This window comes from Bacteroides sp. MSSM.1001136sp1_RTP21357st2_D2_RTP21359_211015, from assembly GCF_040913205.1.
Classification (GTDB): Bacteria; Bacteroidota; Bacteroidia; order Bacteroidales; family Bacteroidaceae; genus Bacteroides; species Bacteroides ovatus.
The window spans coordinates 52482-78366 of sequence record NZ_JBDFVF010000034.1; the positions used below are offsets into that span (position 1 = coordinate 52482).

A 25885-nucleotide genomic window follows, 5' to 3' on the forward strand; every position below is an offset into this window, starting at 1 on the left:
AAACGAAGAACAACAACAGCGTAACAATTCCGTGTTATTCCTTTTCCACTTGCATAAAGCCCAATTCAAGCGGCGTTTTGCGCCCGAATATCTTTACCATGACCTTTAGTTTCTTTTTTTCGCTATTCACTTCTTCAATGATACCACTGAATCCGCTAAAAGGTCCAAAAGTAACTTTTACAGTTTCACCCACCACGTACGGAATATTGAGTTCTTCACCCGTTTCCTGCAGTTCGTCCACTGTACCAAGTATACGATTCACTTCTGATTGTCTGAGAGGCACCGGTTTTTCGGAGCCACCTAAAAAGCCTATCACATTCGGAGTGTTGCGCAAGTGATGAGCGACCTCACCAACCAAAGCAGCCTCCACCAAAACGTAACCAGGAAGATAACTTCTTTCCTTCACAATTTTTTTACCATTGCGAACCTGGTAAACTTTTTCAGTAGGAATCAATACCTGAGATACATATTCACCAAGGTCACTGTTCTTAAGATCAGCTTCAAGATATTCCTTTACCTTAGCTTCTTTTCCACTAATAGCACGCAGAACGTACCATTTCTTTTCAATCTCAGCCATTTTCAATTCCTAATTTTTAATGTGGATAAACGATTTTTTCCATGAAGTTCTGGAAACAGACATCCATACCCCATACTACCAATGCAATAAGCAGGGAAGCATATAAAACAACTACTGCACTGTTAGCAAGTTCAGAATACGTAGGCCACGATACTTTATGTACAAGTTCGTCGTAAGATTCTTTAATATAAGCTATTACCTTTTTCATTTCAATAATATTAGCACGGGAGGAGAGGCTCGAACTCCCGACACCCGGTTTTGGAGACCGGTGCTCTACCAACTGAGCTACTCCCGTGTGTACATAATCAGTTCCCGATGAAAACCGGGAACTGATTAATTATTGTGTATTAGTCGATAATTTCAGTAATCTGACCAGCACCTACCGTGCGTCCACCTTCGCGGATAGCGAAACGAAGGCCCGGGTTCAATGCTACTGGGTAAATCAACTCAACTGTAATAGTTACGTTATCACCCGGCATTACCATTTCTGTTCCTTCCGGCAAAGTGATTTCACCTGTACAGTCCATAGTACGCAAGTAGAACTGAGGACGGTATTTGTTGTGGAACGGAGTGTGACGACCACCTTCTTCTTTCTTCAAGATATAAACCTCAGCTTTGAATTTAGAGTGCGGTTTAATCTGACCTGGTTTACAAAGAACCATACCACGTTTGATTTCGTTCTTGTCAATACCACGAAGCAAAAGACCTACGTTGTCACCAGCTTCACCTTGATCCAACAGTTTACGGAACATTTCAACACCAGTTACAACTGATTTCTTATCTTCACCTAAACCAAGGATTTCGACTTCATCACCAACGTGGATGACACCTGTTTCGATACGACCTGTTGCTACAGTACCACGACCTGTGATAGAGAACACGTCTTCAACCGGCATCAAGAATGGTTTATCAACATCGCGCGGAGGCAGTGGAATCCAGTTATCAACTGCATCCATCAGCTCCATAACTTTGTCTTCCCATTTTTCAACACCGTTCAATGCGCCAAGAGCAGAACCACGGATGATAGGAGTATTGTCACCATCGAAATCATAGAATGAAAGGAGTTCTCTCATTTCCATTTCAACGAGTTCCAACATTTCTTCGTCGTCTACCATATCGCATTTGTTCAAGAATACAACCAGACGAGGTACGTTTACCTGACGAGCCAACAGAATGTGTTCGCGAGTTTGAGGCATCGGACCATCAGTTGCAGCACAAACGATGATAGCACCGTCCATCTGAGCAGCACCAGTAACCATGTTCTTTACGTAGTCGGCGTGACCCGGGCAGTCTACGTGTGCATAGTGACGGTTAGCTGTTTGATATTCAACGTGAGAAGTATTGATAGTAATACCTCTTTCTTTTTCTTCAGGAGCGTTGTCGATAGAATCGAAAGAACGCAATTCTGAAAGACCTTTTTTTGCCAACACTGTAGTGATAGCAGCTGTCAACGTTGTCTTACCGTGGTCTACGTGACCGATTGTACCAATGTTTACATGCGGTTTGGTACGTTCAAATTTCTCTTTAGCCATAGCTTTACTTGTTATTTATTTGATTAATAATCAGCATTTACATCCTTTATGAGCTGTTACCGGGACTTGAACCCGGGACCTCTTCCTTACCAAGGAAGTGCTCTACCACTGAGCTATAACAGCAAGAAAAGAGAGCGGAAGACGGGGCTCAAACCCGCGACCCTCAGCTTGGAAGGCTAATGCTCTATCAACTGAGCTACTTCCGCATTCTTGCCAAAGTTGTCACTCTGATTGTGGGCAAAGATGGATTCGAACCACCGAAGGCGTAAGCCAGCAGATTTACAGTCTGCCCCATTTGGCCACTCTGGTATTTGCCCTTTTCAAAATCAAGAAATAAAAGAACTATTTTCAAACAATATGATAAAGACAGATGTTCTATCTTTGTTCTTCGGTTTCTTTTTGAGCCTCTTGTCGGATTCGAACCAACGACCCCGAGATTACAAATCACGTGCTCTGGCCAACTGAGCTAAAGAGGCAAACTTACTAAAAAATGCAACCGTCACGTTCTAACGCGAGCGAAACGGCTGCAAATTTAGTTATTTATTTCTTTCCCGCAAAATATTTGGGATTTTTTTATTTGCTACGTTGCTTTTCCTTGTATTTAACCAGCTGTTTTACGAGTGCTTCCACATCTAAATCAATTGCCTCTTCAAATGTATCACACACTTTGCTTGCATAAAACTCCCCATTGGGGATTAATATTTTAATGCCTGCTTCTTTATTTTCAGCAACTTCTGGTTTTACTACCTTTAATGACACCTCTACTTTCTTTATATCTTCGTAATATTTTTCCAACTTGGACACTTTCTTCTGAATAAATGCCTGCAATTGCTCTGACGCATCAAAGTGAATTGATTGAATTCTAACATCCATACTTACCTCCTTTTTTTTAAGCTCTTGGATGAGCTTGTTTATACACTTTTTTAAGTTCTTCAAATGTGGCATGCGTATAGATCTCGGTAGTCGTAATGCTCTCGTGACCCAAAAGTTCTTTTACCGCGCCCAGCTCTGCTTCATTATTCAGCATTGTGGTAGCAAAAGTATGCCTCAACACGTGAGGACTCCTTTTCTTCAGCGTTGCCACCTTTGACAGGTTCCGTTTCACTAAATTATAGACCAGATTCTTATAAAGTCGTTCGCCATTCTCTCTAATAAAGAAAGCCTCCGACCTTTCCGGAATCGTTTCGTTTCTTACATTAATATATTCAAGCATCAACTCCCGCAGTTCATCACCGAACGGTATCAGTCGTTGCTTATTTCTTTTCCCGGTCACTTTCAGAAGAGAAGCCAAAAAATCCACATCCTTATCATCCAAACCTATTAATTCCGAAAGTCTCATGCCAGTAGCATAAAACACTTCAATCACCAACCGGTCCCGACAACCTTTAAATCCTTCGCCAAAATCCGTATCATCCAATAACCGATTCATTTCGTTCTCTTTTAAGAACACAGGCAACGGCTTTTTGTTTTTAGGTCCTTTTATTTTACGCAAAGGATCTATAGTCGTTTCTCTCTGCCTCAAGAGATACTTGTAAAACGTTCGGAGCGAACTTAGCTTACGATTTACAGAAGTTGAGGTATACCCTTTATCCATCAATGAAACAATCCATTCACGAATCAGTTCCGCCTCGACTTCTAACGGATTAAATTTTCCATACTCTTCCTGAGCAAACTCCTGCAGTTGCTTTATATCTTCACCGTACGCAAGAACGGTTTTTTCAGAATAGTTCCGCTCATACTGGAGATAATCAAGAAAAGATTCTATCAACATAATATCGCAACATCTAAAATCGTGCAACGAATGTATGAAAAGAATTCAATAATTCAAAGGAAATTACGAATTATTAATCTTCTACTTGCTGAAGTTGTTGTACGTAAACTGCGCGTTCTTTCTTAAGTCTTTTAGTTACAGACGGTTTATCAAACTGTTGTCTGCTTCTCAACTCTTTTACAATGCCAGTCTTTTCAAATTTTCTTTTGAACTTCTTCAGCGCTTTTTCAATGTTTTCGCCTTCTTTTACAGGTACTACAATCATTTTGTTACTATTAATATGTTATGATTAAAAAATTCTGCAGTCAAATTGCGCCGCAAAATTACACATACTTTCTTTATTCACAAAACTTTCGGCAAATATTTCTCAAAAACTATTCATAAACAAGTTATTAAATGCAGAAAGTTAGTACCTTTGAAACACTTACATGTCTATAATAATATAATAAAGTATGAAACAGAGCATAAAAGAGCGAGTGCATGCACTGCGCATGACCTTTCATCCCAATTCTATCAAAGCATTCATTATTCCCAGCACCGACCCTCATCTTAGTGAATATGTGGCTCCCCACTGGATGTCACGGGAGTGGATTTCCGGTTTTACTGGTTCTGCCGGAACAGCGGTTATCCTGATGGATGAAGCAGGATTATGGACCGACTCACGTTATTTTCTGCAAGCTACGAAGGAATTGGAGGGCAGCGGCATTACCTTATATAAAGAGATGTTGCCGGAGACTCCCAGTATTACAGAATTTCTCTGCCAACACTTAAAACCTGGAGAATCCGTAAGTATCGACGGGAAAATGTTCTCTGTGCAACAGGTCGAACAGATGAAAGAAGAACTGGCGGCACATCAGTTACAGGTCGACATATTTGGAGATCCATTGAGTAGCATTTGGAAAGACCGGCCCGCCATGCCTGATTCTCCTGCCTTTATTTATGATATCAAATATGCAGGAAAAAGCTGTGAAGAGAAAATATCCGCCATCCGTACGGAGTTGAAAAAGAAAGGTGTCTATGCTTTATTCATATCCGCACTCGACGAGATCGCATGGACTCTCAATTTGCGAGGGAACGATGTACATTGCAATCCGGTCATAGTAAGTTACCTGTTAATCACACAGGATGAAGTGACTTATTTTATTTCACCGGAGAAAGTGACGGCAGAGGTAGAGACTTATCTAAAGGAACGGCAGATTGGAATACAGAAGTATGATGAGGTAGAGACATTCCTGAATTCTTTTCCGGGAAAAAACATTCTGATTGATCCACGAAAAACGAATTATTCTATCTATTCGTCTATTAATCCGCAATGTTCTATTCTTCGTGGCGAGTCGCCTGTCGCATTATTGAAAGCGATTCGCAATGAGCAGGAGGTCGCCGGCATCCACGCTGCCATGCAACGGGATGGAGTAGCACTCGTCAAATTCCTCAAATGGCTGGAAGAATCCGTATCTACCGGAAAAGAGACAGAATTAAGTATAGATAAAAAGTTGCATGAGTTTAGGGCTGCACAGCCTCTCTACATGGGGGAAAGTTTCGACACGATTGCAGGATATAAAGAACATGGGGCAATCGTACATTATTCAGCTACCCCGGAAAGTGAGGTGACTCTTCAGCCCAGAGGGTTCTTACTCTTAGATTCAGGAGCCCAATATCTGGACGGAACCACTGACATCACCCGAACCATTGCTTTAGGCGAACTTACAGAAGAAGAAAAAACGGATTATACCCTTATATTAAAAGGACACATCGCGTTGGCTATGGCCAAATTCCCTGCCGGAACCCGTGGAGCCCAGCTCGATGTACTAGCTCGTATGCCTATCTGGAACCACAGAATGAATTTTCTTCATGGCACAGGACATGGCGTCGGACATTTCCTGAGTGTACACGAAGGGCCGCAAAGCATTCGTATGAATGAGAACCCTGTCATTTTGCAGCCCGGCATGGTTACTTCCAATGAGCCTGGTGTTTATAAAGCAGGCAGTCACGGGATACGTACGGAGAACCTGACGTTGGTTTGCAAAGATGGAGAGGGAATGTTTGGAGAATATCTTAAGTTTGAAACTATCACTTTATGCCCAATCTGCAAAAAAGGGATCATCAAGGAGATGCTGACAAATGAAGAAATTGAATGGTTAAACAATTACCATCAGACTGTCTACGAGAAGTTGTCACCGGATCTTAACGAAGAAGAAAAAGTTTGGTTACAAGAGGCAACTGCTTCCCTTTAAAAAGAACTTGTCTGACACCCGGGTGTCAAGCATACTGAGACCCGGGTGTCAGACTGCTCAAGACCCGGGTCTCATACATCACGACACCCGGGTGTCGTACAACATAGAACTGCATTAAATAAAAAACTTTATTAGAAACAAATATTATATGGCTTTAATTAAATCAGTACGGGGTTTTACTCCCGAAATCGGAGAAAACTGCTTCCTCGCAGATAATGCAACTATTATAGGAGATGTAAAAATAGGAAATGATTGTAGCATTTGGTTTAATACGGTATTAAGAGGTGACGTCAACTCCATACGAATCGGCAATGGTGTCAACATTCAGGATGGAAGTGTCTTGCATACGTTATATCAGAAATCGACTATTGAAATTGGCGATCACGTATCCGTTGGGCATAATGTCACCATTCATGGGGCGACCATCAAAGATTATGCATTGGTAGGGATGGGGTCAACCGTCCTGGATCACGTCGTAGTTGGCGAAGGAGCAATCGTTGCCGCCGGTTCGCTGGTATTAAGCAATACCATCATTGAGCCGGGAAGTATTTGGGGAGGAGTACCCGCGAAATTCATAAAAAAGGTAGATCCTGAACAAGCCAAAGAACTGAATCAGAAGATTGCTCACAATTATTTGATGTACTCACAATGGTATAAGGAATAACATTAAGTAAAACCGAAAACTAAACTTCGTTCCTCCTTTCTCTTATGTTTTTAAGAAAAAGGGGGAACGTTTTTTTTCAGATCTCCATTGACACTTCAATAGCCACATTAATAAAACAAACCATTTACAAACACTTACCATAAGATTCATACTACTAAAACTAATCATCATTGATTCCTAAAATCTATATTCATATTATTTAACCATCTGAAAATAGATATATTACGAATTATTCGTAGATTTGTAAAGCATTAAATCCGGGCGGTAAACCAACAAACACTTATTCATTATGAAAATAAAACTACTACTTACAATTCTCTTATTGGCAGAAATAATAACCGCCAATGCACAAAACGCAGAAAAAGAATATTTAAAGAAAGTACTTACCAATTTAGAAAAGATTGAATCTGCAACCTACTATGTCACTAACGAAAGCTGGCAACCTGGTGATTCAACCGCATTATCTACCTTGCATGGCTTCGTTAAAGAGTACGATAATCCAATGGACTCAACCATAGGTGCAAGCTATGTTTCACTAGATGCCAATGATACAACAAAACTAGAATTTTGTTATGACGGCAACATAAGAGTATTACCTTATCACGAAAATAAGAAATTAGCAATTGATGATTTCACATTCAGACCACTTCCTTTCAGACTAGTAAGTCCTCCATTCTTCAATCACGCAAAGAATATCATCAGATATGCACTTACCACTAAGGATCATATTGTAACAGAGTTGAAAGATGAGGGTGATAATTATTATTTTAAATTAGTCATTGATGAGAATCAACAGGTTGAGTTCTTTGGAAAAGCTTATCACATGCCACTTCCTCCATTCAATATCGGCAGTACAGCTTCTATTTATGAGTTATGGATCAACAAATCGAATGACCTACCTTATAAAAAACGGAGAGAGATGTCGCATGATATTTCCGTTTCAACCTGTTCGAATCTTGAAATCAATAAACTAACAATTAACGACTTTAACGCGTCTGATTATTTCCCCAAAGATTATGAGATAGTAAAATACAGCGACCTCTACAAGAAAAAAGCAGAACCAACAGCATCCAGTCTTATAGGGAAAAAAGCTCCCGGCTGGATATTAGAAAATATAGAAGCACAGCCGGTATCATTAGCCGACTGTAAAAGCAAAATCATACTAATCAACTTCACAGGCATTGGTTGTGGTGCCTGTCAGGCAGCTGTTCCTTTTCTGAAACAGTTAAAAGAATTATTCACCAGTGAAGAGTTTGAGTTGATTGCAATAGAATCCTGGAGTCGTAAAGTATCTGCCATCCGGAATTATGCAAACCGAAAGGAATTGAATTATACCATTCTAAATGCAACAAATGAGGTTATAAAACAATATCAGACCGGTGGTGCCGCACCCTACTTTTTCATAGTAGACCAAGAACGAATCATACGAAAAGTAATCAGAGGTTATAGTAATGAGAATACAGATAAAGAAATAATAAATGCAATAAAAGAACTACTATGAACATGAACAGACTATTTACTTGTCTTTGTTTGTCCTTGTTATTCAACCTGGCACAAGCACAATTACCCATCCCCGAATATCAGAAGGGAAAGGCCATTTTAAGTGGTACAATCGCCAATTACCATCCGAATGATAATCTGATATTCAAGATCGGAGCTCCCAATATCGTGATGGGAACAGCCGAAACTCTTTATCCGACTGTTGAGTCAGACGGAAACTTTACTATTAATATTCCTCTCTACCATCATACACAAGTACGGATGATGATAGGAAATGCTGATTTAGTCATTCTGCTAAGTCCCGAAAAAGAAACAAATGTAGCTATCAATCTAAGTAATCCACCAGGAAAACAGTTTGTATTTAGCGGTCAATATGCTACCATTAACAATGAATGGTGCCAGCCGGAACTGATAACAAAGATACCACCTGTTTATAGTGATGGCGACCTATTGGATTCCATTGTAGGCATTAGTGCCAATGAATTCAAAAAACGATGTATCAACCAATACAAACGATATGTAACGCACAACAACGCACAGTTACAATTCAGCGAAGACACTCGCACACTCGCCAATCTCTCATGCGCATTTGATTGCCTGGAAAATCTACAGGCCACCCACTATTGCCTGCAAACTGCTTATCAAAAGAAGGAAAACATTACGCGGGAACAAGCTTTTGCTGCTTTTCTTGATGTATATTTGCCTGATGATTTCCACAATTATTTGAAGGATTTCCCAGTCAATCACCCTTTAGCACTCTATTGTTATAATTACCGCAATGTAGTCATGGATTTATATGATACCCACAAAGACCCACTCGCTTACGAAAAAAATCTATTGAAAAATGCACCACTCACTAAAGAGGAACAGACACTTATCCATCAATATGAAACGGCTTTCAAAGCAGGTGTCTCCTTTCAGCAAGAAAGCGAGCTAATGGCACTTAGTGCAAAATACTTCAAAGAAAATGACCTATTCAGATGGGAGTCATTCTCCAAAACAAAAGAACGTCTTAGTAATATCATACAAGACAGCACAAGTTTAATAGTTGACTACATACGAGCAATCTATATGCGTTCCAGTTTTTACAATTTACAACCTCTGACACCCCGACAAGAGCTCATGGCTTCGGAAATCACCAATCCTATTTTCTTAGGTATCATTCAAGACATGAACCGCCAGATGCAACCCCGACAGAAAACGATAACAAAGAAATTCACTATTTGCGAAGTACCACAAGTTCCGGAAAAGGAACTGTTGACTGCTCTCATTGCCCGCCACAAAGGGAAGGTACAGTTTATCGACTTTTGGGCTACCTGGTGCGGTGGCTGCCGGCAAATCATCAAGGAATATGAACCACTAAAGAAAGAAATAGGTGAAGACAAAGTTGCTTTCATTTACCTCACAGGCCCCAGTTCTATAAAAAAGACTTGGGATATACTAATACAAGACATTGCCGGAGAACATTACTGGTTGAACAAAGAACAGTGGGGTTATCTTTGGAATCATTTTCAGATGACGGGATTACCGATGTACCTGATAATAGATAAAAAAGGAAATATCGCAAAACAATTCACCCACGTAACAGCCAAAGAGTTGAAAGAGTTGCTAGAGTTAGAAGTCAACAGATAAGGTGCCTAGCTACAAATGCAGGAAACAGGTTCTTCGTCAAATCTGGTGAAAAGTTGTCCTCTATTCATTTATATAATTCAGTAGATGCCTGTTTTTCTAAAGGATTTACCACCCAATTTGACAAAGAGCCGAAAGCAATGAGAAGTGTGCCAAAGCTCCTTAATAAACAAAGAATCACCTTTACCACAGATAATTGTGATAAAGGTGATTCTTTGTTTATTAAGGTTTTGTATTGCCCTCTTATATCGAATTCACATTGATCTACACTACATATTTAGAAATTAATCATGTGCATAATCTTCTCCGTCGCACCGGCATTGCTAGTCACATAATAACCGGCATTCGTTCCGGTTTCCCGCAAAAACGCCTCATCTGTCAGGAAACGATCCAGCAAAGTTTTCAGCTCATCATAGTCTTTGATAGAATAGGCACCTTTTGCTTCGAGCAATTGAACGGCTTCCATAAATTTCTGATACTTCGGTCCGAAAATCACCGGAATACCGTATACAGCCGCTTCCAAGGTGTTATGGATTCCTACCCCGAAACCACCGCCTATATAAGCTATTTCACCATAGCGGTAAATAGAGGACAGCAGTCCGAAGCAGTCTATAATAAGACAATCCGCTTTCAATACATTCCTCTCATCGGCACGGGTATAGCGCACATACGGACGCTTCAGTTTACCGATGATCTCAACCAGGTGATTCTCATCGATCACATGCGGAGCAATAATCAATTTCATTTCCGGATGATTATTGAAATATTCGAGGAATAAATCCTCATCAGGTCCCCATGAACTTCCGGCAACAAAAGTAAAAGAATTGTTTCCTTTAAACTTCTCCACCAACGGGAGCTCTTTAGCCTCTTCGCGGATTTGCAGTACACGGTCAAAACGGGTATCCCCCACTACTGTCACACGACTGATGCCGATTTTCGACAAATAACGTTTGGATGCCTCATTCTGAACAAACAGATGATCGAAATCTTTCAAGACATTGCGATAAGTGCCACCGTACCATTTAAAGAATATTTGTTCGCGACGGAAAATAGACGACACACTATATACCGGAATACGGCGCTTGTGAAGCTCATCCAGATAATTCTTCCAAAACTCATATTTGATAAAGAACGCCATGCAAGGATTTGCAATATCCAGGAACTTCTTCACATTCCTCGGCTTATCAAACGGCAGATAGCAGACAATATCCGCCCCCCGATAATGCTTGCGCACTTCATAACCGGAAGGAGAAAAAAATGTCAGCAATATCTTATAGTTAGGATATTTCTCACGAATCATTTCTATCAGAGGGCGTCCTTGTTCAAACTCCCCCAGTGAAGCAGCGTGAAACCAAATATACTGTTCCCCTTTTTCCACTTGTTGGCGTAAGAGTTCATACACCACCCAATGCCCCTTCATCATCTTCCGTGGCTTACGGCTAAACGGAGCAGCCAAATGGACGATAAAGTCATAAATGACTATTGCCAGGTCGTAAAGCATAGTACTGTGTCGATTACTTCAAAACCTCTACCGCTCGTTTCATACGAGCTATCGTCTCCTCTTTGCCCAATACCCAGGAAATATCGAACATGTGCGGGCCTTTTCCTTCACCCACCAATGTCAGACGGAAAGCATTCATGATATTACCGGTATGGTAACCTTTCTCTGCAATCCAGTCCATAACGACTTTTTCCTGTCCTTCAATGCTAAAATCTTCAATACCGGCAATCACTTCTGCCAATTCGGTCATACATTTGGCAGAATCTTCTTTCCAGCGTTTCTTCACCGTCTTTTCATCATATTCGGTAGGAGCCACAAAGAAGAAGCTACATACATCCCACAGTTCTTTAATGAAACTTACCCGGTCTTTCATCATGCCAACCACAGTCACTACCTTTTCGAAAGGAGCCTCTACGCCTTGTTCTTTCAAGAAAGGCAAGAACAGTTCCGCAATTTCTTCGTTAGGTTTCTGCTGTATATATTGATGATTGAACCATATTCCTTTTTTATAGTCGAACTTAGCTCCCGACTTGCTGCAACGGTGAAGATCAAACAACTTAATCAATTCATCCATCGACATCACTTCCAGATCATTACCCGGATTCCATCCCAATAAAGCCAGGAAATTAATCACAGCTTCGGGTAAATAACCGGATTCGCGATAACCAGAAGAGATTTCTCCGGATTTCGGATCGTGCCATTCCAATGGAAATACAGGGAATCCGAGACGGTCACCGTCACGCTTGCTTAATTTTCCATTACCTTCCGGTTTCAATAACAAAGGCAGGTGAGCAAATTCCGGCATCGTATCTTCCCAACCGAAAGCACGGTACAACAACACATGCAAAGGAGCGGAAGGCAACCATTCTTCACCACGAATCACGTGGGAAACTTCCATCAAATGGTCATCCACGATATTTGCCAAATGGTAAGTAGGCAGTTCGTCAGCCGATTTATAAAGCACTTTGTCATCCAGAATAGATGAGTTGATTACTACTTCGCCACGAATCAGGTCATTTACATGTATATCTTCATTCGGTTCGATTTTGAAACGAACAACATATTGTTTGCCTTCAGCAATCAGTGCATCCACTTCTTCTTTCGGCATAGTTAATGAATTGCGCATCATACCACGGGTAGATGCATCATATTGGAAGTTAGCAATTTCAGCACGCTTAGCGTCCAGCTCCTCCGGAGTATCAAAAGCGATGTAAGCTTTTCCATTTTCCAGCAAAATCTGCACATATTTCTTGTAGATTTCGCGGCGCTCCGACTGACGGTATGGACCCTGTTCACCACCGAAGCTCACTCCCTCGTCAAAGTGGATACCTAACCACTTAAAAGATTCGAGTATATACTCTTCCGCTCCCGGAACGAACCGGTTAGAGTCAGTGTCTTCAATACGAAATATCAAGTCTCCGCCGTGTTGACGTGCAAATAGATAATTATACAAAGCTGTACGCACACCACCGATGTGCAATGCTCCCGTAGGACTTGGAGCAAAACGAACTCTTACTTTTCTTTCTGCCATAATTTGGGTTAGTATAGGTAAATCGTGGCAAAATTAAACCTTTTTTTCCACACTATTGTTTTTTTTTGTACTTTTCGCAAAAATTTCAGTGGATATGGAACATTTGAAGAAGAAAAAAAGATTTTCATGGAGAGATTTACTATATAAATCACTGCTGTTTGTAGGCACTGTGGCGCTGATTGTTTATTTCCTGCCACGTGACGGAAAATTCAATTACCAGTTCGACATCAACAAGCCCTGGAAATACGGACAGTTGATCGCTACTTTCGACTTTCCTATTTATAAAGAGGATGCAGTGGTAAAAAGGGAACAAGATAGCCTGATGGCTTTCTTCCAACCTTATTATCAACTGGATAAAAATATAGAAAAAGACGCAATCGCCAAGCTGAAAGAGAATTACCATACGAATCTGAAAGGTATTCTCCCTTCCATCGATTATTTGCGGTACATTGAGCGCACTTTAAAAGAAATCTATCAGGCAGGCATCGTTTCGACAGAGAATATACAGCTGCTTCACAAAGACAGCACTTCATCTGTCATGGTGATTGATGACAAACTGGCTAATCCACAGGCTACCGAGAATCTTTACACGGTAAAAAAAGCCTATGAGCACTTGCTGTCAGCAGACTCTACTCATTTCAACCGGGAAATTTTAAGGCAATGCTCCCTGAACGAATACATCACCCCCAACCTTACCTTTGACGAGGAACGTACCCAGGCTGCCAAAGAAGAAATCCTGAACAACTATTCCTGGGCAAACGGATTAGTAGTCAGCGGGCAAAAGATTATCGACCGGGGGGAAATCGTCAGCCCGCATACCTATAATATCTTGGAGTCATTACGCAAAGAATCCATCAAACGGAATGAGTCCATGGGACAAAACCGCCTGATTCTCGGCGGACAGATTCTGTTTGTAGGAATGCTGATGCTTTGTTTTATGCTTTATCTCGACCTGTTCCGAAAAGACTACTATCAACGGAAAGGCAGTCTGTCATTGCTATTCACGTTGATTGTATTTTACAGTGTCATAACCGCTTTCATGGTAACACATAATCTATTTAATGTGTATATCATCCCGTACGCGATGCTACCCATTATCATCCGTGTTTTTCTTGATTCGAGGACTGCTTTCCTGACGCATGTCATCACTATATTGATATGCTCCATATCCTTACGCTTTCCGCATGAATTCATTCTGACACAGTTGGCTGCAGGATTAGTGGCGATATTCAGTCTAAGAGAGCTATCGCAAAGGTCCCAACTTTTCCGAACGGCTTTATTGGTCATACTGACTTATGCAGCCATTTATTTCGCCTTCGAGTTGATGACAGAGAACGGTCTTTCCACCGACTTTTCGAAGTTGAACATACGAATGTACACTTACTTCATCATTAACGGAATCCTGTTGTTATTCACTTATCCTTTACTGTTCTTATTGGAAAAGACTTTCGGATTTACTTCGAATGTTACTTTGGTGGAGCTTTCGAATATCAATAACGATCTTTTGCGGCAGATGTCTGAAACGGTTCCCGGAACCTTCCAACATTCCATGCAAGTGGCTAATCTGGCAGCAGAAGCCGCCATCCGGATTGGAGCCAAAAGTCAGTTAGTACGTACGGGAGCTTTGTATCATGATATCGGAAAGATGGAAAATCCGGCTTTCTTCACGGAGAATCAGTCGGGAGGAGTTAATCCGCATAAGAATCTGAATTACGAACAAAGTGCGCAGGTCGTTATCAGCCATGTGACGGATGGATTGAAGTTGGCGGATAAACACAATCTGCCTAAAGCGGTCAAAGACTTTATCAGCACCCATCACGGACGGGGAAAAACAAAATATTTCTATATTTCCTGGAAGAACGAGCATCCGGACGAAGAGCCGAATGAAGAATTGTTCACTTATCCCGGCCCGAATCCGTTCACCAAGGAGCAGGCTATCCTGATGATGGCAGATGCCGTGGAAGCTGCCTCACGCAGTCTTCCCGAATATACGGAAGAAACAATCAGCAACCTGGTCGACAAGATTATCGACTCACAGGTTACTGAAGGTTACTTTAAGGAATGTCCTATCACTTTCAAGGATATAGCGACTGTGAAAGCTGTATTCAAGGAGAAATTAAAAATCGCTTATCATACCCGGATCAGTTATCCTGAGTTAAAGAAGTAAGCAAACCTGCGCAAGCATCTTCAAGAACATCAAGTACATATTCAAACCCCTCGGCCCCTCCATAATAGGGGTCGGGGACATGATCTGCAGGAATACGGGTACAATACTCCGTCATGCGATGAATCTTCTTCCATTCTTCGGGAGAAGGAGCTTTGTCTTTCAAGTCATCTATGTTCCGGTCGTCCATACCGATTATCAGATCAAAATTATAAAAATCTTCCGTACGGACGGGGCGAGAACGATGCACCAATTGATAACCGCGACGGGCTGCATGAGCACGCATCCGGCTATCCGGCAATTCGCCCTGATGATAAGACAAGATTCCAGCGGAATCTATCACAAATTCGTTTTCCAGTCCCGCTTCTTTTATTAAATGAAGCATTACGCCTTCAGCCGTAGAGCTACGGCAGATATTTCCAAGGCAAACGAAAAGTATCTTTTTCATAATTTCACTTTTAACAGATTCAAGAATAAGCCAAATGATCATTTATTTTTAGACATAAGAACAAAAACATATTTCAGACATAAGAACAAAAGAACATAAAGGCTGCGCTTTGAAACTTATTTCTGTTGCTTATTGAACGGCTATTTTATTTTTTGTTCTTATGTTCTTCTGTCTGAATTAAATTCCCATTTAACGAACAGTCATTTACAATGAGTTCAGTATCTGATTGGCCCGGTTCACGGTTATTGCGGCCGGGATTTCCGGCATACTACCCAAATTGAACGGAGCAAGCATTTTTTCTATTTTCTTTAATCCGGCCTTATTTCCTTTTTTCTCAAATTCCTGACGAAGGATATTGATCTTCTCATGCGCCTGTATTCCTTCAATCAAACGTTCGAAACGAATACAGCTACGAGCACCCGGATATACAAGGTAAGTATCTCCGCCTGCCCAACTACGGAAACGGGAATCGAGCAGCGGCTCCAATGGCCAGCTGTTATATGCCCAACGCAGATAACCATCCAGATGTTTCTTAGATGAATAATAACTCATCCAGACTGCTTCTGCAGGATCAGAGAAAGTAAACGTGTTGGGATGGGCTTCCGTACAGCAGGTATAATAATTAGTACGCTTGTTCTCGGCTACACGACGCAGACGCACTTCTTCCGGGAAGTTCTGTCCGATGACAATACAGTAATCATATAGATCGGGCTCAATTTCTTCATGATAGTTTCCAGCCAACGATACTTTAAAATCCGGATCAGCTTTACGAATCACTTTCAACGTCTTCTGCATTACTTCCATCGGACGTTCGTCCATCGCAATAGCACAGATATCAAACCATCCTTTTTCTTTCAGATGCTTGGAGAAAGAGGCAAGCATCGCTCCCCACATTTCTTCATAAGCCGCTTCACCCGGTGCAGTTTTCACGAATTGCAAAGAGTTGGTTGCCTGATCGTAGTATTGGAATGACAATTCCCAGGGAACCATTGAGTAACAATTAATCTGTTTATCAATGCCTACACTCATCATAAATTCCACCCAACGGTCGAAGATAGTATAATCAAAAGCCCATGTTCCATCTGCCCGTTTCATCCAGGTGACCATTGTATCAAAATAATCTTCTGTCTGACCATTCCAGGGCTTATGCGTCAAAGTAGCCGTGATAATCTTCTGTCCGGCATCTGCCAACATTTTCATCAAAGGACGCATAGCGTCAAAATGCTCCTGGCTCCATAAAGGAACCTGATAATAACGTGCCACTGCATAAGGACTTTGCCATAAATCCAAGTGATAAGCCCATTCCGAAGGTTGAGGAAGTTCACGGGAAGAAACGGTAATTTCGAGATTCAGGCGTTGCAATAAACGCGAGCCATCATTAATTAATAACTCCCCTTGATAAGTTCCGGGAGTAGCCGATTGAGGAATCCAACACTGCACCCAAACCGGTTGAACAGTACGAGCGGGCAAAGCCATCGTTTTCAGGTTGGTATCAATAGGATCGGCCACCAATAATGAATCATAATCTATAGACTTCCGATGTCCACAGGCACCTCTCCCATCCTTATTCAATTCATCCGTCATCACATAACGGACAAAACCACCTGTAAATGCATCTTTGGGAAGAACATTTCCCTTTTTGTCTTTAAAATCACCAAAGCTGAAATTCAGGTCTTTCAGTTCTACGCCTGTCCACACAACAGCTTGCGCGTTCACACGTTCGCCACGCCAGCCTTTCAGGGAAACAGTCTGTTGTTTCTTCAACTGCGGGAGTTGATGTTTTGCATACCGTACATCTGTTGTACCCCAAGAAACTTGGGTGGAAGTCACCGCTACCCACTCTTTATCAGAAGGTGCAGTAGGATCAGGCAACTCCTGATAAGTCAGTAAAGGGAACTTCGGTTGTCCTGTCGGAACACCACATTGAGTTACTCCCTGCTGGGCTAAAACTGCACCCACGCTAAAGAGACAAGTCAGAGAAAAAATAGTAAGTCGTTTCATGGTTAGTTAATTAAATGATTAAAGGTTATTATATGGGGGAAAATTATTAAATCACATAGGATCTACATCATAATAGACAATCAAAGATTTATAGCGTTCGTCCGCCAACATCTCGCGCTGAATACGTAGCAACAATTCCCGTGCACGTCCCATTGGGGCATTCTGCTCAATCTTGACAACGATCTTCTTGATAAACAAAGTCTGGATACGGGCAACAGGAGGTTTATCCGGACCTAATACCCGATTGCCAAATACAGCCCGCAACTTATCCGCCATCACTGCCGCCATCTGATCCAGCAACGCTTCATTATGATTTTTCAGATAAACATATACCAGCCGGTAATAAGGAGGATAATGGAACATCTGACGTTCCACCAATTGTCCGCCTACCATATCTTCATAATCATTGGCAATGACCTGATGAATGATAGGATGATCGATGCTCTTGGTTTGCAATACCACCCGTCCGCGTTTATTCTTACGCCCGGCACGTCCTGCTACTTGTGCCATCAACTGAAAAGCACGCTCATAGGAACGGAAATCGGGATAATTCAACATGGTATCGGCATTCAATATACCTACTATACTGACATGATCGAAATCCAACCCTTTTGATACCATTTGGGTACCGATCAATATGTCCGTCTTTCCCTGCTCAAAGTCTGCAATAATCTTCTCATAGGCGGAACGGGTACGTGTAGTATCCAAATCCATCCGGGCAACGGCAGCTTCCGGGAAAAGGATTTTGATGTCGTCTTCAATCTTTTCCGTACCGAAACCACGGTTCACCAGTTCTGTTCCCTCGCAGGCAGGACAGGATTTCGGCAGTTGATACGTATAACCGCAGTAGTGACAGGTTAATTGATTGATTCCTTTATGATAGGTAAGGCTTACGTCGCAATTCTTACACTTAGGCACCCAGCCGCAGGTACGACACTCCACCATCGGAGCAAACCCACGACGGTTCTGAAAGAGAATCACTTGTTCTTTCTGTTCCAAAGCCTCTTTCATATATTGTATCAGAAGTGGCGAGAATTGTCCGACCATCCGCTTTTTGCGATGCAGTTCCTTGATATCCACCGGAATAATCTCCGGCAACTGGATTTCTTTATATCGTTCTTTCAGTTGTACGAAACCATATTTTCCCTCTCTTGCATTCTGCCATGACTCGATAGAGGGAGTGGCCGTACCCAACAGGGTTTTAGCTCCGTACATGGCGGCCAGTACAATAGCCGCGCTACGCGCATGATAGCGGGGAGCGGGATCTTGTTGCTTATACGTATTTTCGTGCTCTTCGTCCACAATCACCAATCCCAGATTTCGGAAAGGCAGGAAAATAGAAGAACGAACACCCAGAATAATATCATACCCGTTCTCTCCCAGTTGCTTCCGCCATATTTCAACCCGTTCAGCATCGGGGAACTTAGAATGATAGATACCCAGACGAGCACCGAAGACCCGTTGCAAACGCTCCGTGATTTGAGTGGTCAATGCAATTTCCGGCAACAAATATAACACCTGCTTTCCCTGACGAATCGCTTCTTCTATCAGATGGATATAAATTTCAGTCTTACCACTGGACGTTACCCCATGAAGCAGACAGACATTTTTCTCTTGAAAAGACTGTACGACTTCATCAAATGCACGCTGTTGAAACTCATTCAAAGGATTTAATTCGACAATCTCCTTCTCCTGCTTATCCAACCGGCCGATTTCATGGTAGTAGATTTCAAAAATCTTCTTATCTACCAATCCATTCAATACAGAAGGGGCCACATTAGTCCGCTGCAACAGTTCTTTCTTGGAGACTTCTTTCGGAGTTCCCGCTCCTAAAACACCGGAACACTCCACATACTTCATGAGTAATGCCAACTGCTTCGGAGCACGAGACAGAATATCAAACAGGATATGAAGCCGCTTTTCATCCGCTGTACCCGCAAGCCGAACCCGTGCCTCTGTTTTAGGTTTATAAGTACGCCTCAACTCCTCCTTTACGAAAATCGCTTCTTTATCGAGCAAAGACTTGATGACCGTAAGAATATTTTTGATACCACTGTCCTTCTCCAGTTTAGTGACGCACTGTTGCGAATCTACGGCAAGTAAATCCAAAATACGTTGCTCACGTTCCGGCAATGGCGCATCCGCTTCAAAATCAGGATTATATTCAACGATCGTTTCACTCTCCAGTTTCAGGCCGGAGGGAAGTGCCGCTTTATAGACATCGCCTTGTGTACAGAGATAATAATCAGCTATCCACTCCCAAAATTTGAATTGAGCGGGTAACAGAATGGGAGAAGCATCCAGCAATGCAGATATATCTTTCACTTCGTACTCCGTTGGAGCACAATAATGAACGTTAAGGACGATAGCCGTATAAAACTTCTTCCGCCCGAAAGGAACTACCACACGGCAGCCTATCTTCACATCTTCCGCACATTCATCCGGCAAAGAGTAAGTAAAACTCTTCGGAAGCGGAAGCGGTAATATGACATCTACATACTTTTTCATTGCAGCTACAAAAATACAATAAAAAAATGGGGATTTAAAAGAAGGGAGAGAGAACACTTAAAAAGAAAACTCTACTTCATACGAGAATTGGAAGAAATATATTCAAGAGCGCAACAGGACAATCCCAAACAAAAAAGAGTTTCCGGTTATCGGAAACTCTTTTTCATATACTATGTAAAGTGATAGACTACTTAAAAAATATAGGCCACAGATACTTGCCAAGTCTTAGTCTTATAAGAAGCATTTGTTCCTTCAATATCAGCAGTATTACCCAATGGGATATTGTAATTAGCACCCACCTGCAAATGGTTCAGCAACTTCAAACCGGCACCCACATTGATACCTACTTCAGCTTTCTTCTTATCAATTCCCGATTTCTTTTCAAAATCGAAATAAAAGTCAGGACCTGCAGCCAGATAAATACCAGCCAGACTTCCCAAGCCAATGGTATATTTCAGGTTTACAGGAATATCAATACCGTTTTGTTTAACAGTAATATCATCATTCCCTTCTGAAACTTTGATACCCCGTTGAGCAAAAAGCAAAGATGCATCTACTCCCAACCCTACGATTGGAATATTAAACTCGGCCATCGGACCGATAAAGAAACCTGTGAAATTATCCTTTTTAAAGTTTTCGCTCACATTAGAGAAACTCGCCTTTGACAAGTTCAAACCTCCCTTTACACCAAAGTGTATCTGCGCCTGAGCAGGCATTGCCATAGCTATACATATAGCAATCATTAAAGCACCAAAAATCTTTTTCATAAATTTACGTGTTTATAATTCGGGACAAAGATATATATTTAGATTAAATAAACACAAATTATTGGTTTTTTGTTCGCTCAAAGTCGTTGTTGTTCACCCAATCCTGCTCCCGTACCTTTATATTTACTTTTCTGCAAATTAAACTTATAGTGAACAGTCAGTTTCACTTCCTGCGTATTCCGCTTTGTCTCCCGGAACATTTTAACCCGGTCGTCATATTGAGTATTAGCATCCCTCATCGAATGAAACAAGTCGTTCCCCTCCAGCAAGCAGTCCACACGTCCGTTGAAAAACGATTTATAGATACTTGTGCTCAAGCAACTAACGGGCCTTGTATAACAGTTCTGATACACTCCCTTGCCTGTATATTCACCATTCAAGCGAAATATATATCCGGCAGGCAATTGAAATGAATTATTCCACCGGATCCCGAATGTCGTTCCGCTCATATTCTTCATTTCATTCAAATAACCGATTTTGAACCATTGAGAGTTGAGGGAAGCCGTCCACTCCGGTTTCCAGCATCCGATACTTGGAGCAAAGACCAGAGAAGCAGTCATTTCATCCCGATGGTCGACATTGCGAAACTTAATAAGAGAGATTTTCGGATCGGAAGTGATCTGTTCGATAGAAAACAGGATATCATCATTATACCGATTGTAGCCGACGGAGAGTTGCAGATCCCGATAGATAGCCCGCATCTCTGCCGCATGAATATAGGTAGGTTGCAAATTGGGAGCTCCTCCCAGATAGGTAAACCGGTTCCCGTAATGAATGGCATTTTTCAACTGTTCATAATGAGGGCGGGCAACCTGAATATGATACCCCAATGCCCACTGCACCTGCCCCATCGCCCCCTTCCAGTGACAAGGATGGAAACAGGTTGCGATAGTGTTTGCTCTCATCCGACTGATAAAGACTGTTTTCATAGAAATCATAATACACATCTTCATAACGAAGTCCTGCCGAAGCATTTACACCACCCAAACGATAAACACAATCAAGAAAAAAAGCCAGATTCTTCTCTCTGATTTTATCACTGGTTCCCTCTATTTCATCACCGAACCCCGAAAAGTCGCTGGTGCGATGCGTATAACTATATTCACTGCCTCCGGAAATTCTTCCACCTGCCAGCGGATAAGATAAAACTAACTTTCCGGCATACAACTTATTATCGGTTCTGCTAAGAGTCGTTATGTAGAAATCATCATAATTGCGGCTCAATTCGCTAATATGCTCCTCTTCCTTATTCTTGCCAGCCAATACATCTACATTCAAATCCATTTCCAGACTGTTCACCTCTCCATGATAATATACATTGGAATGATGGCTGGGATATTCTTTCTCAATCGCAAAGGTATACGTATTCCACACATCGTATAATGCTTGCCCGTCATAGACCTCCGTCCGGTTGTCATTGTTCATTTTATTGCGTGGGGCAGAAGTCAATTCATAAGTAGCGCCCAGAGAGTGTTTTTCATTTATTTCATAATTAAATCCTATCTGACTGAAATAACTGATATTTCTTCCTAAATCCGTTGTTTGAGCTTTCTGCTGCCACGAAGCATCCACATACGTATCTTGTACCGATTCTCCCGTTTCCTTGAGATGCTCCAAACGATATTGGAAAGCTCCGAACACATCCAGTCCCTTCCGGTGATATTCCATATTGATCTGATCGTTGTTTCCTACCTTATGCGCATAATCCACTACCGAGCGCACTCCCACTCCAAAGCCATCGTTTTTATTCCCGGTTGTTTTCAATTTCAGGACAGCTCCTACCGATGCTCCATATTCCGCTCCGGGATTGGTTATCAGTTCAACCTGCTTGATATTTTCAGAGTTCAAACGGTCGAGTTCGTCCAAGTTGCGGACTTTCCTGTTATTGATATAGATAAGCGGAACGCCTTTTCCCAACACTTCCAACGTGCCATCCTGCTTCTTCAACACTCCCGGCAAAAGCCCGACTACGTTCATGGCAGTACCTGCCTTACTTAATATTGTATTCTCCACTTTCGTAGTCAATCCTCCATTATCCAACCGGAACTGGGGAAGACGCTGCGTAATCACCACCTCATCCAACATCAAATCATCAGGAATCAGCGTGATATTTTCCTCCACAGAAGACGCAACCCTCTGAACGAACTTCTTATAGCCCACAAAAGACACGGACAACAAATAAGGCCCGGCATCCTGTGCCGTTATTTTAAACACACCTTTGCTATCCGTCACAGCTCCGCCCACAAGCGCAGAATCCGGCACGGACAATAGTGCAACCGTGGCATACTCCACAGGAAGCTGATTTTCACCAATAACCCGACCGCTAAATATCTGTGCAGAAGATTTTAAAGACACCATCAACATCAGCGCAAACAGTAAAATATAATTTGTTTTCATTTTTTCTTTTCGTTTATGTAAGTGATTAGTAAGTACCCGGTAGGGCATAGAATCCCCCTTACCAATATCCCGCAAGGGAGATTGATATAACTATTTGCATAGACAGGAGTTTTCCAAACTATCCGCCGGACGGCAGATAGGAAAGAGAAAGTAATTAGTTAATAGAAATCATCAGTAAGTAAGAATATCGTTATACAGTCCTTCCAATCGTTTGCGCAAATGCTTGACGGCATAATGTTTGCGCGAAAGCACCGTATTTGCAGAAGCACCGGTCGCTTCGGCTACCTCTTTTACAGAAAGTCCTTCCAGCTCCATCAGTTCGAAAACCGTCCGCTGTTCGGCAGGCAATTCACCAAGAGCTGCTTCCAACTCCTGCCATACCAGCGAACGCATATATTCCGTTTCAGGCGAAGGAGCCAGATCATCATTGGCAAACAACACTTCCGAAAATTCACTCAAGACGCTTTCTTCCTCTGCGTAGGCAGAAACAGGCCATTCTTCTTCACTTTTCTTTTTTCCCTTATTGATAATCGTGTTTCGTGTCACTCTGTAAAGCCACGACGTCACCTGCTCAATCGGATTCAAAGTGTTGCTGACCGCTTTTACCAACTGATAAAATACATCCTGTAGAATATCTTCCGCATCTTCCTTACTGGAAACCCTCCGGTGGATAAAGGCTTTCAGTTGCGGCTGATGTTCTTCGATCAGCCGCTCCACATCGCCTTCGTGCCCTTTTTGCTTATTCATCTTTTTTCGAAGAGTCTACATTTTCATCCATCTCGAAGTCTTTATCCATCCCGAAGTCACCCCTGTTAAAGAAGTCGTCTCTACCCCAGGGACCGAATCCCATTTTCTTCCTTTTATTAATAAACTCCTTGCGTTGTTCCGGAGTCATCTTCATCCATTTCTCACGAACCGGATTCATTCCTCTTCCGGGCATTCCAGGCATCCCTCCTCCGGGCCTCCCTCCTCTACGGCCAAAACCGAAACTTCCGAAAAGAATACGCATCAGGACGAGCAAGCCCAATGCCTGCCACAGACTAAGTGCAGGCAGACCAAAAATCACGGGCATCAGCCAATTCCACAATAACATGACTATTGCTCCTATTCCCGCAGCTACAACCAGCCAAAGAATTACAAACACAAATGGATTTCTGAAAAAAGAAAACTTACCGCCACATCTTCCATGAAATCTTCTATTAAAACTTTTTGTTGCCATTATACTTCATTTTTTTAATTCATCATTCTTATTAGTTAAAAGAGCCCTCTACTCTTATAGACAATCGAGATGAAGAAATATTTTATGAAGTTACAAAAAAAATAATAGTACCTGCAATTTTTTGTATAATTGCAACGATCCATACAGTAGTTTCACCGGTTGTTGATGTTCCCGGTCCCGGTTATTCAGTAACATACTACGAGTAGAAAAAAGATAATCCGATTTTACTTCCTGATTTTCATACAGATTCTTTTCAGCCAACAGGTACAGCAAGTAGTCTGCCCCAAGACGAGTTCTTTTTCCAACTTCCGCAATCGGTCACATTGTTTCAACCATTTGATTTGTAAGGTATCATAAAGGATTCCGGCTGCTTTATATCTTGTGATTTCTTTGTCTTGTTTGCCTAAAAGTGATAGGTATATTGAACAAAGTTTTGATTTATCTATGCAATATCGTTCCAGTTTTTCGATATACATCAAAGTAGCCCCTCTTTCATTTCGACTCATAAACTCCTGAACACTGTCATCACTGATGATGTCGATGCCCGGCCTTTCGTAGTCCACAGTGATTTCTCGCATCTCTATCAAGACCCAGATATATTCTGTCTCGAATCCGTACTTTGCGGCTGCCTCTTCTATACTAATCCATTGTGCCATAGCGTTTGTTTTTCATGTGTGATACAAATAAGGGATGAATAATATTTTATTCATGTATATTAGTACAACGGGCATCCACGCTTTTTTGCAGTCTGCCGATTGGCTAGGTTAAAATTGGGGCAATTTATTACTGGCCGAATACAAGAAAGACGTAGATGCTGCTGTACCATTATCCGATTTCAAGGCTAGCTACACCCTCCAGAGAACAATGATGACAGCAGACACCCACGTCAATCGTTTATATATAACACATCTCTTACGAATATGTTGATATACATCCGTTCACGTGGAGTATCTACCGTATCATCTCCCTCTGTTTGAATTAGCTATTTCTGAAATCGAGAGATAATACGCTTTTACTCCATATAGGAAATAAAAACCGCTTCCTGCCTGTTCCATCACGCTGATGGGCTGAAAGCGTACGGCAAAGATATATGTTTTTTTTGAAACGCAGTCGAAATATGGAAATAAATACTGGAAGTTATGTATTAAAATGAATCTGACAAAAGACGACTCTACTTCTCATTCTTGATTACTGAAATATCTCTCACAAATAAAAGTTATAGCGGTTTTTACTCTCACACTCTCACCCATTGGTTCAATCCCTTTATTCATCGGCATTACAGGTGTGGGAGTAAAGGTAAGGGCATGGTGAGGGTAACTTTTTACCCTCACCATGCAACAGGTTTCTCCATACGAAAGTTCCAGTTGTAGTGTACTGAATAAGTTGACACTTCTCAAATTCGAAATTCACATGGAAGAATTAAAAAAGAAGTACACTCCTTA

The 25885-nt window shown here is 41.8% G+C and carries 22 protein-coding genes and 5 tRNA genes; 5 read left to right on the forward strand and 22 right to left on the reverse strand.

The features are described 5' to 3' along the window. Positions 1–34: 34 nt before the first annotated feature. From nusG to rpsU, 11 genes are all read right to left on the reverse strand, one after another. Positions 35–577 carry a transcription termination/antitermination protein NusG gene (nusG, locus tag AB5217_RS19515; protein ID WP_004296362.1) on the reverse strand — a complete coding sequence of 181 codons (543 nt, stop codon included), beginning with the start codon at positions 575–577 and terminating at the stop codon, positions 35–37. A gap of 16 nt (positions 578–593) precedes the next feature. Beyond that, positions 594–785 (reverse strand): preprotein translocase subunit SecE, encoded by a 192-nt coding sequence (gene secE, locus AB5217_RS19520; protein WP_004296363.1) that lies wholly within the window; start codon positions 783–785, stop codon positions 594–596. Positions 786–799: 14 nt separating this feature from the next. After that, positions 800–872, reverse strand: a tRNA-Trp gene (locus AB5217_RS19525). 52 nt (positions 873–924) lie between these two features. Beyond that, positions 925–2109, reverse strand: coding sequence for an elongation factor Tu (gene tuf / locus AB5217_RS19530; protein ID WP_004296364.1), 1185 nt, complete (start codon positions 2107–2109; stop codon positions 925–927). Positions 2110–2160: 51 nt separating this feature from the next. Next, positions 2161–2232, reverse strand: a tRNA-Thr gene (locus AB5217_RS19535). 10 nt (positions 2233–2242) lie between these two features. After that, positions 2243–2315, reverse strand: a tRNA-Gly gene (locus tag AB5217_RS19540). A 28-nt stretch (positions 2316–2343) separates the two neighbouring features. Then, a tRNA-Tyr gene (locus AB5217_RS19545) sits at positions 2344–2426 on the reverse strand. A gap of 85 nt (positions 2427–2511) precedes the next feature. Beyond that, positions 2512–2585 (reverse strand) — tRNA-Thr (locus AB5217_RS19550). Positions 2586–2682: 97 nt separating this feature from the next. Continuing rightward, a complete protein-coding gene (gene hpf / locus AB5217_RS19555) occupies positions 2683–2982 on the reverse strand; it encodes a ribosome hibernation-promoting factor, HPF/YfiA family (protein ID WP_004296365.1) in 300 nt (99 codons plus the stop codon). Positions 2983–2998: 16 nt separating this feature from the next. Continuing rightward, positions 2999–3880 carry a tyrosine recombinase XerC gene (gene xerC / locus AB5217_RS19560; protein WP_032844163.1) on the reverse strand — a complete coding sequence of 294 codons (882 nt, stop codon included), beginning with the start codon at positions 3878–3880 and terminating at the stop codon, positions 2999–3001. A 73-nt stretch (positions 3881–3953) separates the two neighbouring features. Further along, complete coding sequence (gene rpsU / locus AB5217_RS19565; RefSeq protein WP_002558090.1) at positions 3954–4145, reverse strand: 30S ribosomal protein S21; 192 nt, start codon at positions 4143–4145, stop codon at positions 3954–3956. A gap of 187 nt (positions 4146–4332) precedes the next feature. Between rpsU and AB5217_RS19570 the strand changes: the two genes are divergently transcribed. The 4 genes from AB5217_RS19570 to AB5217_RS19585 all read left to right on the forward strand — a co-directional run bounded on the left by AB5217_RS19570 (position 4333) and on the right by AB5217_RS19585 (position 9910). Beyond that, the gene (locus AB5217_RS19570; protein ID WP_032854827.1) at positions 4333–6114 is read left to right on the forward strand and encodes an aminopeptidase P family protein; all 1782 of its coding nucleotides are present in this window, start codon (positions 4333–4335) and stop codon (positions 6112–6114) included. A 148-nt stretch (positions 6115–6262) separates the two neighbouring features. Then, positions 6263–6778 (forward strand): gamma carbonic anhydrase family protein, encoded by a 516-nt coding sequence (locus AB5217_RS19575; protein WP_004307560.1) that lies wholly within the window; start codon positions 6263–6265, stop codon positions 6776–6778. A gap of 289 nt (positions 6779–7067) precedes the next feature. Continuing rightward, the gene (locus tag AB5217_RS19580) at positions 7068–8279 is read left to right on the forward strand and encodes a peroxiredoxin family protein (protein ID WP_008776913.1); all 1212 of its coding nucleotides are present in this window, start codon (positions 7068–7070) and stop codon (positions 8277–8279) included. Further along, the gene (locus tag AB5217_RS19585; RefSeq protein ID WP_004310899.1) at positions 8276–9910 is read left to right on the forward strand and encodes a TlpA family protein disulfide reductase; all 1635 of its coding nucleotides are present in this window, start codon (positions 8276–8278) and stop codon (positions 9908–9910) included. Before AB5217_RS19580 ends, AB5217_RS19585 begins: the two co-directional genes overlap by 4 nt. Before the next feature lie 274 nt (positions 9911–10184). Here AB5217_RS19585 and AB5217_RS19590 read toward each other — a convergent pair whose 3' ends face one another. Together AB5217_RS19590 and gltX are read right to left on the reverse strand one after the other, a co-directional pair. Then, on the reverse strand, positions 10185–11408 hold the full coding sequence (locus AB5217_RS19590) for a 3-deoxy-D-manno-octulosonic acid transferase (protein WP_008646335.1): 1224 nt from the start codon (positions 11406–11408) through the stop codon (positions 10185–10187). A gap of 13 nt (positions 11409–11421) precedes the next feature. Continuing rightward, positions 11422–12939: a glutamate--tRNA ligase gene (gltX, locus tag AB5217_RS19595; RefSeq protein ID WP_004307566.1), complete on the reverse strand. Its 1518-nt coding sequence runs from the start codon at positions 12937–12939 to the stop codon at positions 11422–11424. A gap of 94 nt (positions 12940–13033) precedes the next feature. Here gltX and AB5217_RS19600 point away from each other — a divergent pair, with 94 nt between their 5' ends. Further along, complete coding sequence (locus AB5217_RS19600) at positions 13034–15106, forward strand: HD family phosphohydrolase (protein WP_032844166.1); 2073 nt, start codon at positions 13034–13036, stop codon at positions 15104–15106. Here AB5217_RS19600 and AB5217_RS19605 read toward each other — a convergent pair. The 9 genes from AB5217_RS19605 to AB5217_RS19645 form a co-directional block, all read right to left on the reverse strand. Continuing rightward, positions 15081–15551, reverse strand: coding sequence for a low molecular weight protein-tyrosine-phosphatase (locus AB5217_RS19605; RefSeq protein ID WP_032844168.1), 471 nt, complete (start codon positions 15549–15551; stop codon positions 15081–15083). The genes AB5217_RS19600 and AB5217_RS19605 overlap by 26 nt on opposite strands. A 204-nt stretch (positions 15552–15755) precedes the next feature. Further along, the gene (locus AB5217_RS19610; RefSeq protein WP_032844167.1) at positions 15756–17552 is read right to left on the reverse strand and encodes a DUF4091 domain-containing protein; all 1797 of its coding nucleotides are present in this window, start codon (positions 17550–17552) and stop codon (positions 15756–15758) included. A 51-nt stretch (positions 17553–17603) separates the two neighbouring features. Beyond that, a complete protein-coding gene (priA, locus tag AB5217_RS19615) occupies positions 17604–20060 on the reverse strand; it encodes a primosomal protein N' (protein ID WP_004296377.1) in 2457 nt (818 codons plus the stop codon). Between the two features lie 191 nt (positions 20061–20251). Continuing rightward, entirely contained in the window at positions 20252–20827 is a 576-nt protein-coding gene (locus tag AB5217_RS19620) for a porin family protein (RefSeq protein WP_004296378.1), read from the reverse strand. A gap of 77 nt (positions 20828–20904) precedes the next feature. Continuing rightward, entirely contained in the window at positions 20905–21732 is an 828-nt protein-coding gene (locus AB5217_RS19625) for an outer membrane beta-barrel family protein (protein ID WP_258908328.1), read from the reverse strand. Continuing rightward, entirely contained in the window at positions 21620–23224 is a 1605-nt protein-coding gene (locus AB5217_RS19630) for a TonB-dependent receptor (protein WP_256387964.1), read from the reverse strand. The genes AB5217_RS19625 and AB5217_RS19630 overlap by 113 nt, the downstream gene beginning before the upstream one ends. Positions 23225–23395: 171 nt before the next feature. Further along, a complete protein-coding gene (locus AB5217_RS19635) occupies positions 23396–23971 on the reverse strand; it encodes an RNA polymerase sigma factor (RefSeq protein ID WP_004296381.1) in 576 nt (191 codons plus the stop codon). Beyond that, positions 23964–24443 carry a hypothetical protein gene (locus AB5217_RS19640; RefSeq protein WP_004296382.1) on the reverse strand — a complete coding sequence of 160 codons (480 nt, stop codon included), beginning with the start codon at positions 24441–24443 and terminating at the stop codon, positions 23964–23966. The genes AB5217_RS19635 and AB5217_RS19640 overlap by 8 nt, the downstream gene beginning before the upstream one ends. Positions 24444–24667: 224 nt before the next feature. Beyond that, positions 24668–25099, reverse strand: a complete 432-nt coding sequence (locus AB5217_RS19645; protein WP_004296383.1) for a hypothetical protein — start codon at positions 25097–25099, stop codon at positions 24668–24670. Between the last annotated feature and the right edge of the window lie 786 nt (positions 25100–25885).

Coding starts and splice junctions, on each gene's coding strand:
- AB5217_RS19590 (WP_008646335.1), bottom strand. CDS start 11,408: ATGCTTTACGACCTGGCAATAGTCATTTATGACTTTATCGTCCATTTG.
- rpsU (WP_002558090.1), bottom strand. CDS start 4,145: ATGATTGTAGTACCTGTAAAAGAAGGCGAAAACATTGAAAAAGCGCTG.
- AB5217_RS19585 (WP_004310899.1), top strand. CDS start 8,276: ATGAACATGAACAGACTATTTACTTGTCTTTGTTTGTCCTTGTTATTC.
- xerC (WP_032844163.1), bottom strand. CDS start 3,880: ATGTTGATAGAATCTTTTCTTGATTATCTCCAGTATGAGCGGAACTAT.
- secE (WP_004296363.1), bottom strand. CDS start 785: ATGAAAAAGGTAATAGCTTATATTAAAGAATCTTACGACGAACTTGTA.
- AB5217_RS19610 (WP_032844167.1), bottom strand. CDS start 17,552: ATGAAACGACTTACTATTTTTTCTCTGACTTGTCTCTTTAGCGTGGGT.
- hpf (WP_004296365.1), bottom strand. CDS start 2,982: ATGGATGTTAGAATTCAATCAATTCACTTTGATGCGTCAGAGCAATTG.
- AB5217_RS19620 (WP_004296378.1), bottom strand. CDS start 20,827: ATGAAAAAGATTTTTGGTGCTTTAATGATTGCTATATGTATAGCTATG.
- AB5217_RS19625 (WP_258908328.1), bottom strand. CDS start 21,732: ATGAGAGCAAACACTATCGCAACCTGTTTCCATCCTTGTCACTGGAAG.
- AB5217_RS19645 (WP_004296383.1), bottom strand. CDS start 25,099: ATGGCACAATGGATTAGTATAGAAGAGGCAGCCGCAAAGTACGGATTC.
- AB5217_RS19630 (WP_256387964.1), bottom strand. CDS start 23,224: ATGAAAACAAATTATATTTTACTGTTTGCGCTGATGTTGATGGTGTCT.
- AB5217_RS19600 (WP_032844166.1), top strand. CDS start 13,034: ATGGAACATTTGAAGAAGAAAAAAAGATTTTCATGGAGAGATTTACTA.
- priA (WP_004296377.1), bottom strand. CDS start 20,060: ATGAAAAAGTATGTAGATGTCATATTACCGCTTCCGCTTCCGAAGAGT.
- gltX (WP_004307566.1), bottom strand. CDS start 12,939: ATGGCAGAAAGAAAAGTAAGAGTTCGTTTTGCTCCAAGTCCTACGGGA.
- AB5217_RS19605 (WP_032844168.1), bottom strand. CDS start 15,551: ATGAAAAAGATACTTTTCGTTTGCCTTGGAAATATCTGCCGTAGCTCT.
- AB5217_RS19640 (WP_004296382.1), bottom strand. CDS start 24,443: ATGGCAACAAAAAGTTTTAATAGAAGATTTCATGGAAGATGTGGCGGT.
- AB5217_RS19575 (WP_004307560.1), top strand. CDS start 6,263: ATGGCTTTAATTAAATCAGTACGGGGTTTTACTCCCGAAATCGGAGAA.
- AB5217_RS19635 (WP_004296381.1), bottom strand. CDS start 23,971: ATGAATAAGCAAAAAGGGCACGAAGGCGATGTGGAGCGGCTGATCGAA.
- AB5217_RS19580 (WP_008776913.1), top strand. CDS start 7,068: ATGAAAATAAAACTACTACTTACAATTCTCTTATTGGCAGAAATAATA.
- tuf (WP_004296364.1), bottom strand. CDS start 2,109: ATGGCTAAAGAGAAATTTGAACGTACCAAACCGCATGTAAACATTGGT.
- AB5217_RS19570 (WP_032854827.1), top strand. CDS start 4,333: ATGAAACAGAGCATAAAAGAGCGAGTGCATGCACTGCGCATGACCTTT.
- nusG (WP_004296362.1), bottom strand. CDS start 577: ATGGCTGAGATTGAAAAGAAATGGTACGTTCTGCGTGCTATTAGTGGA.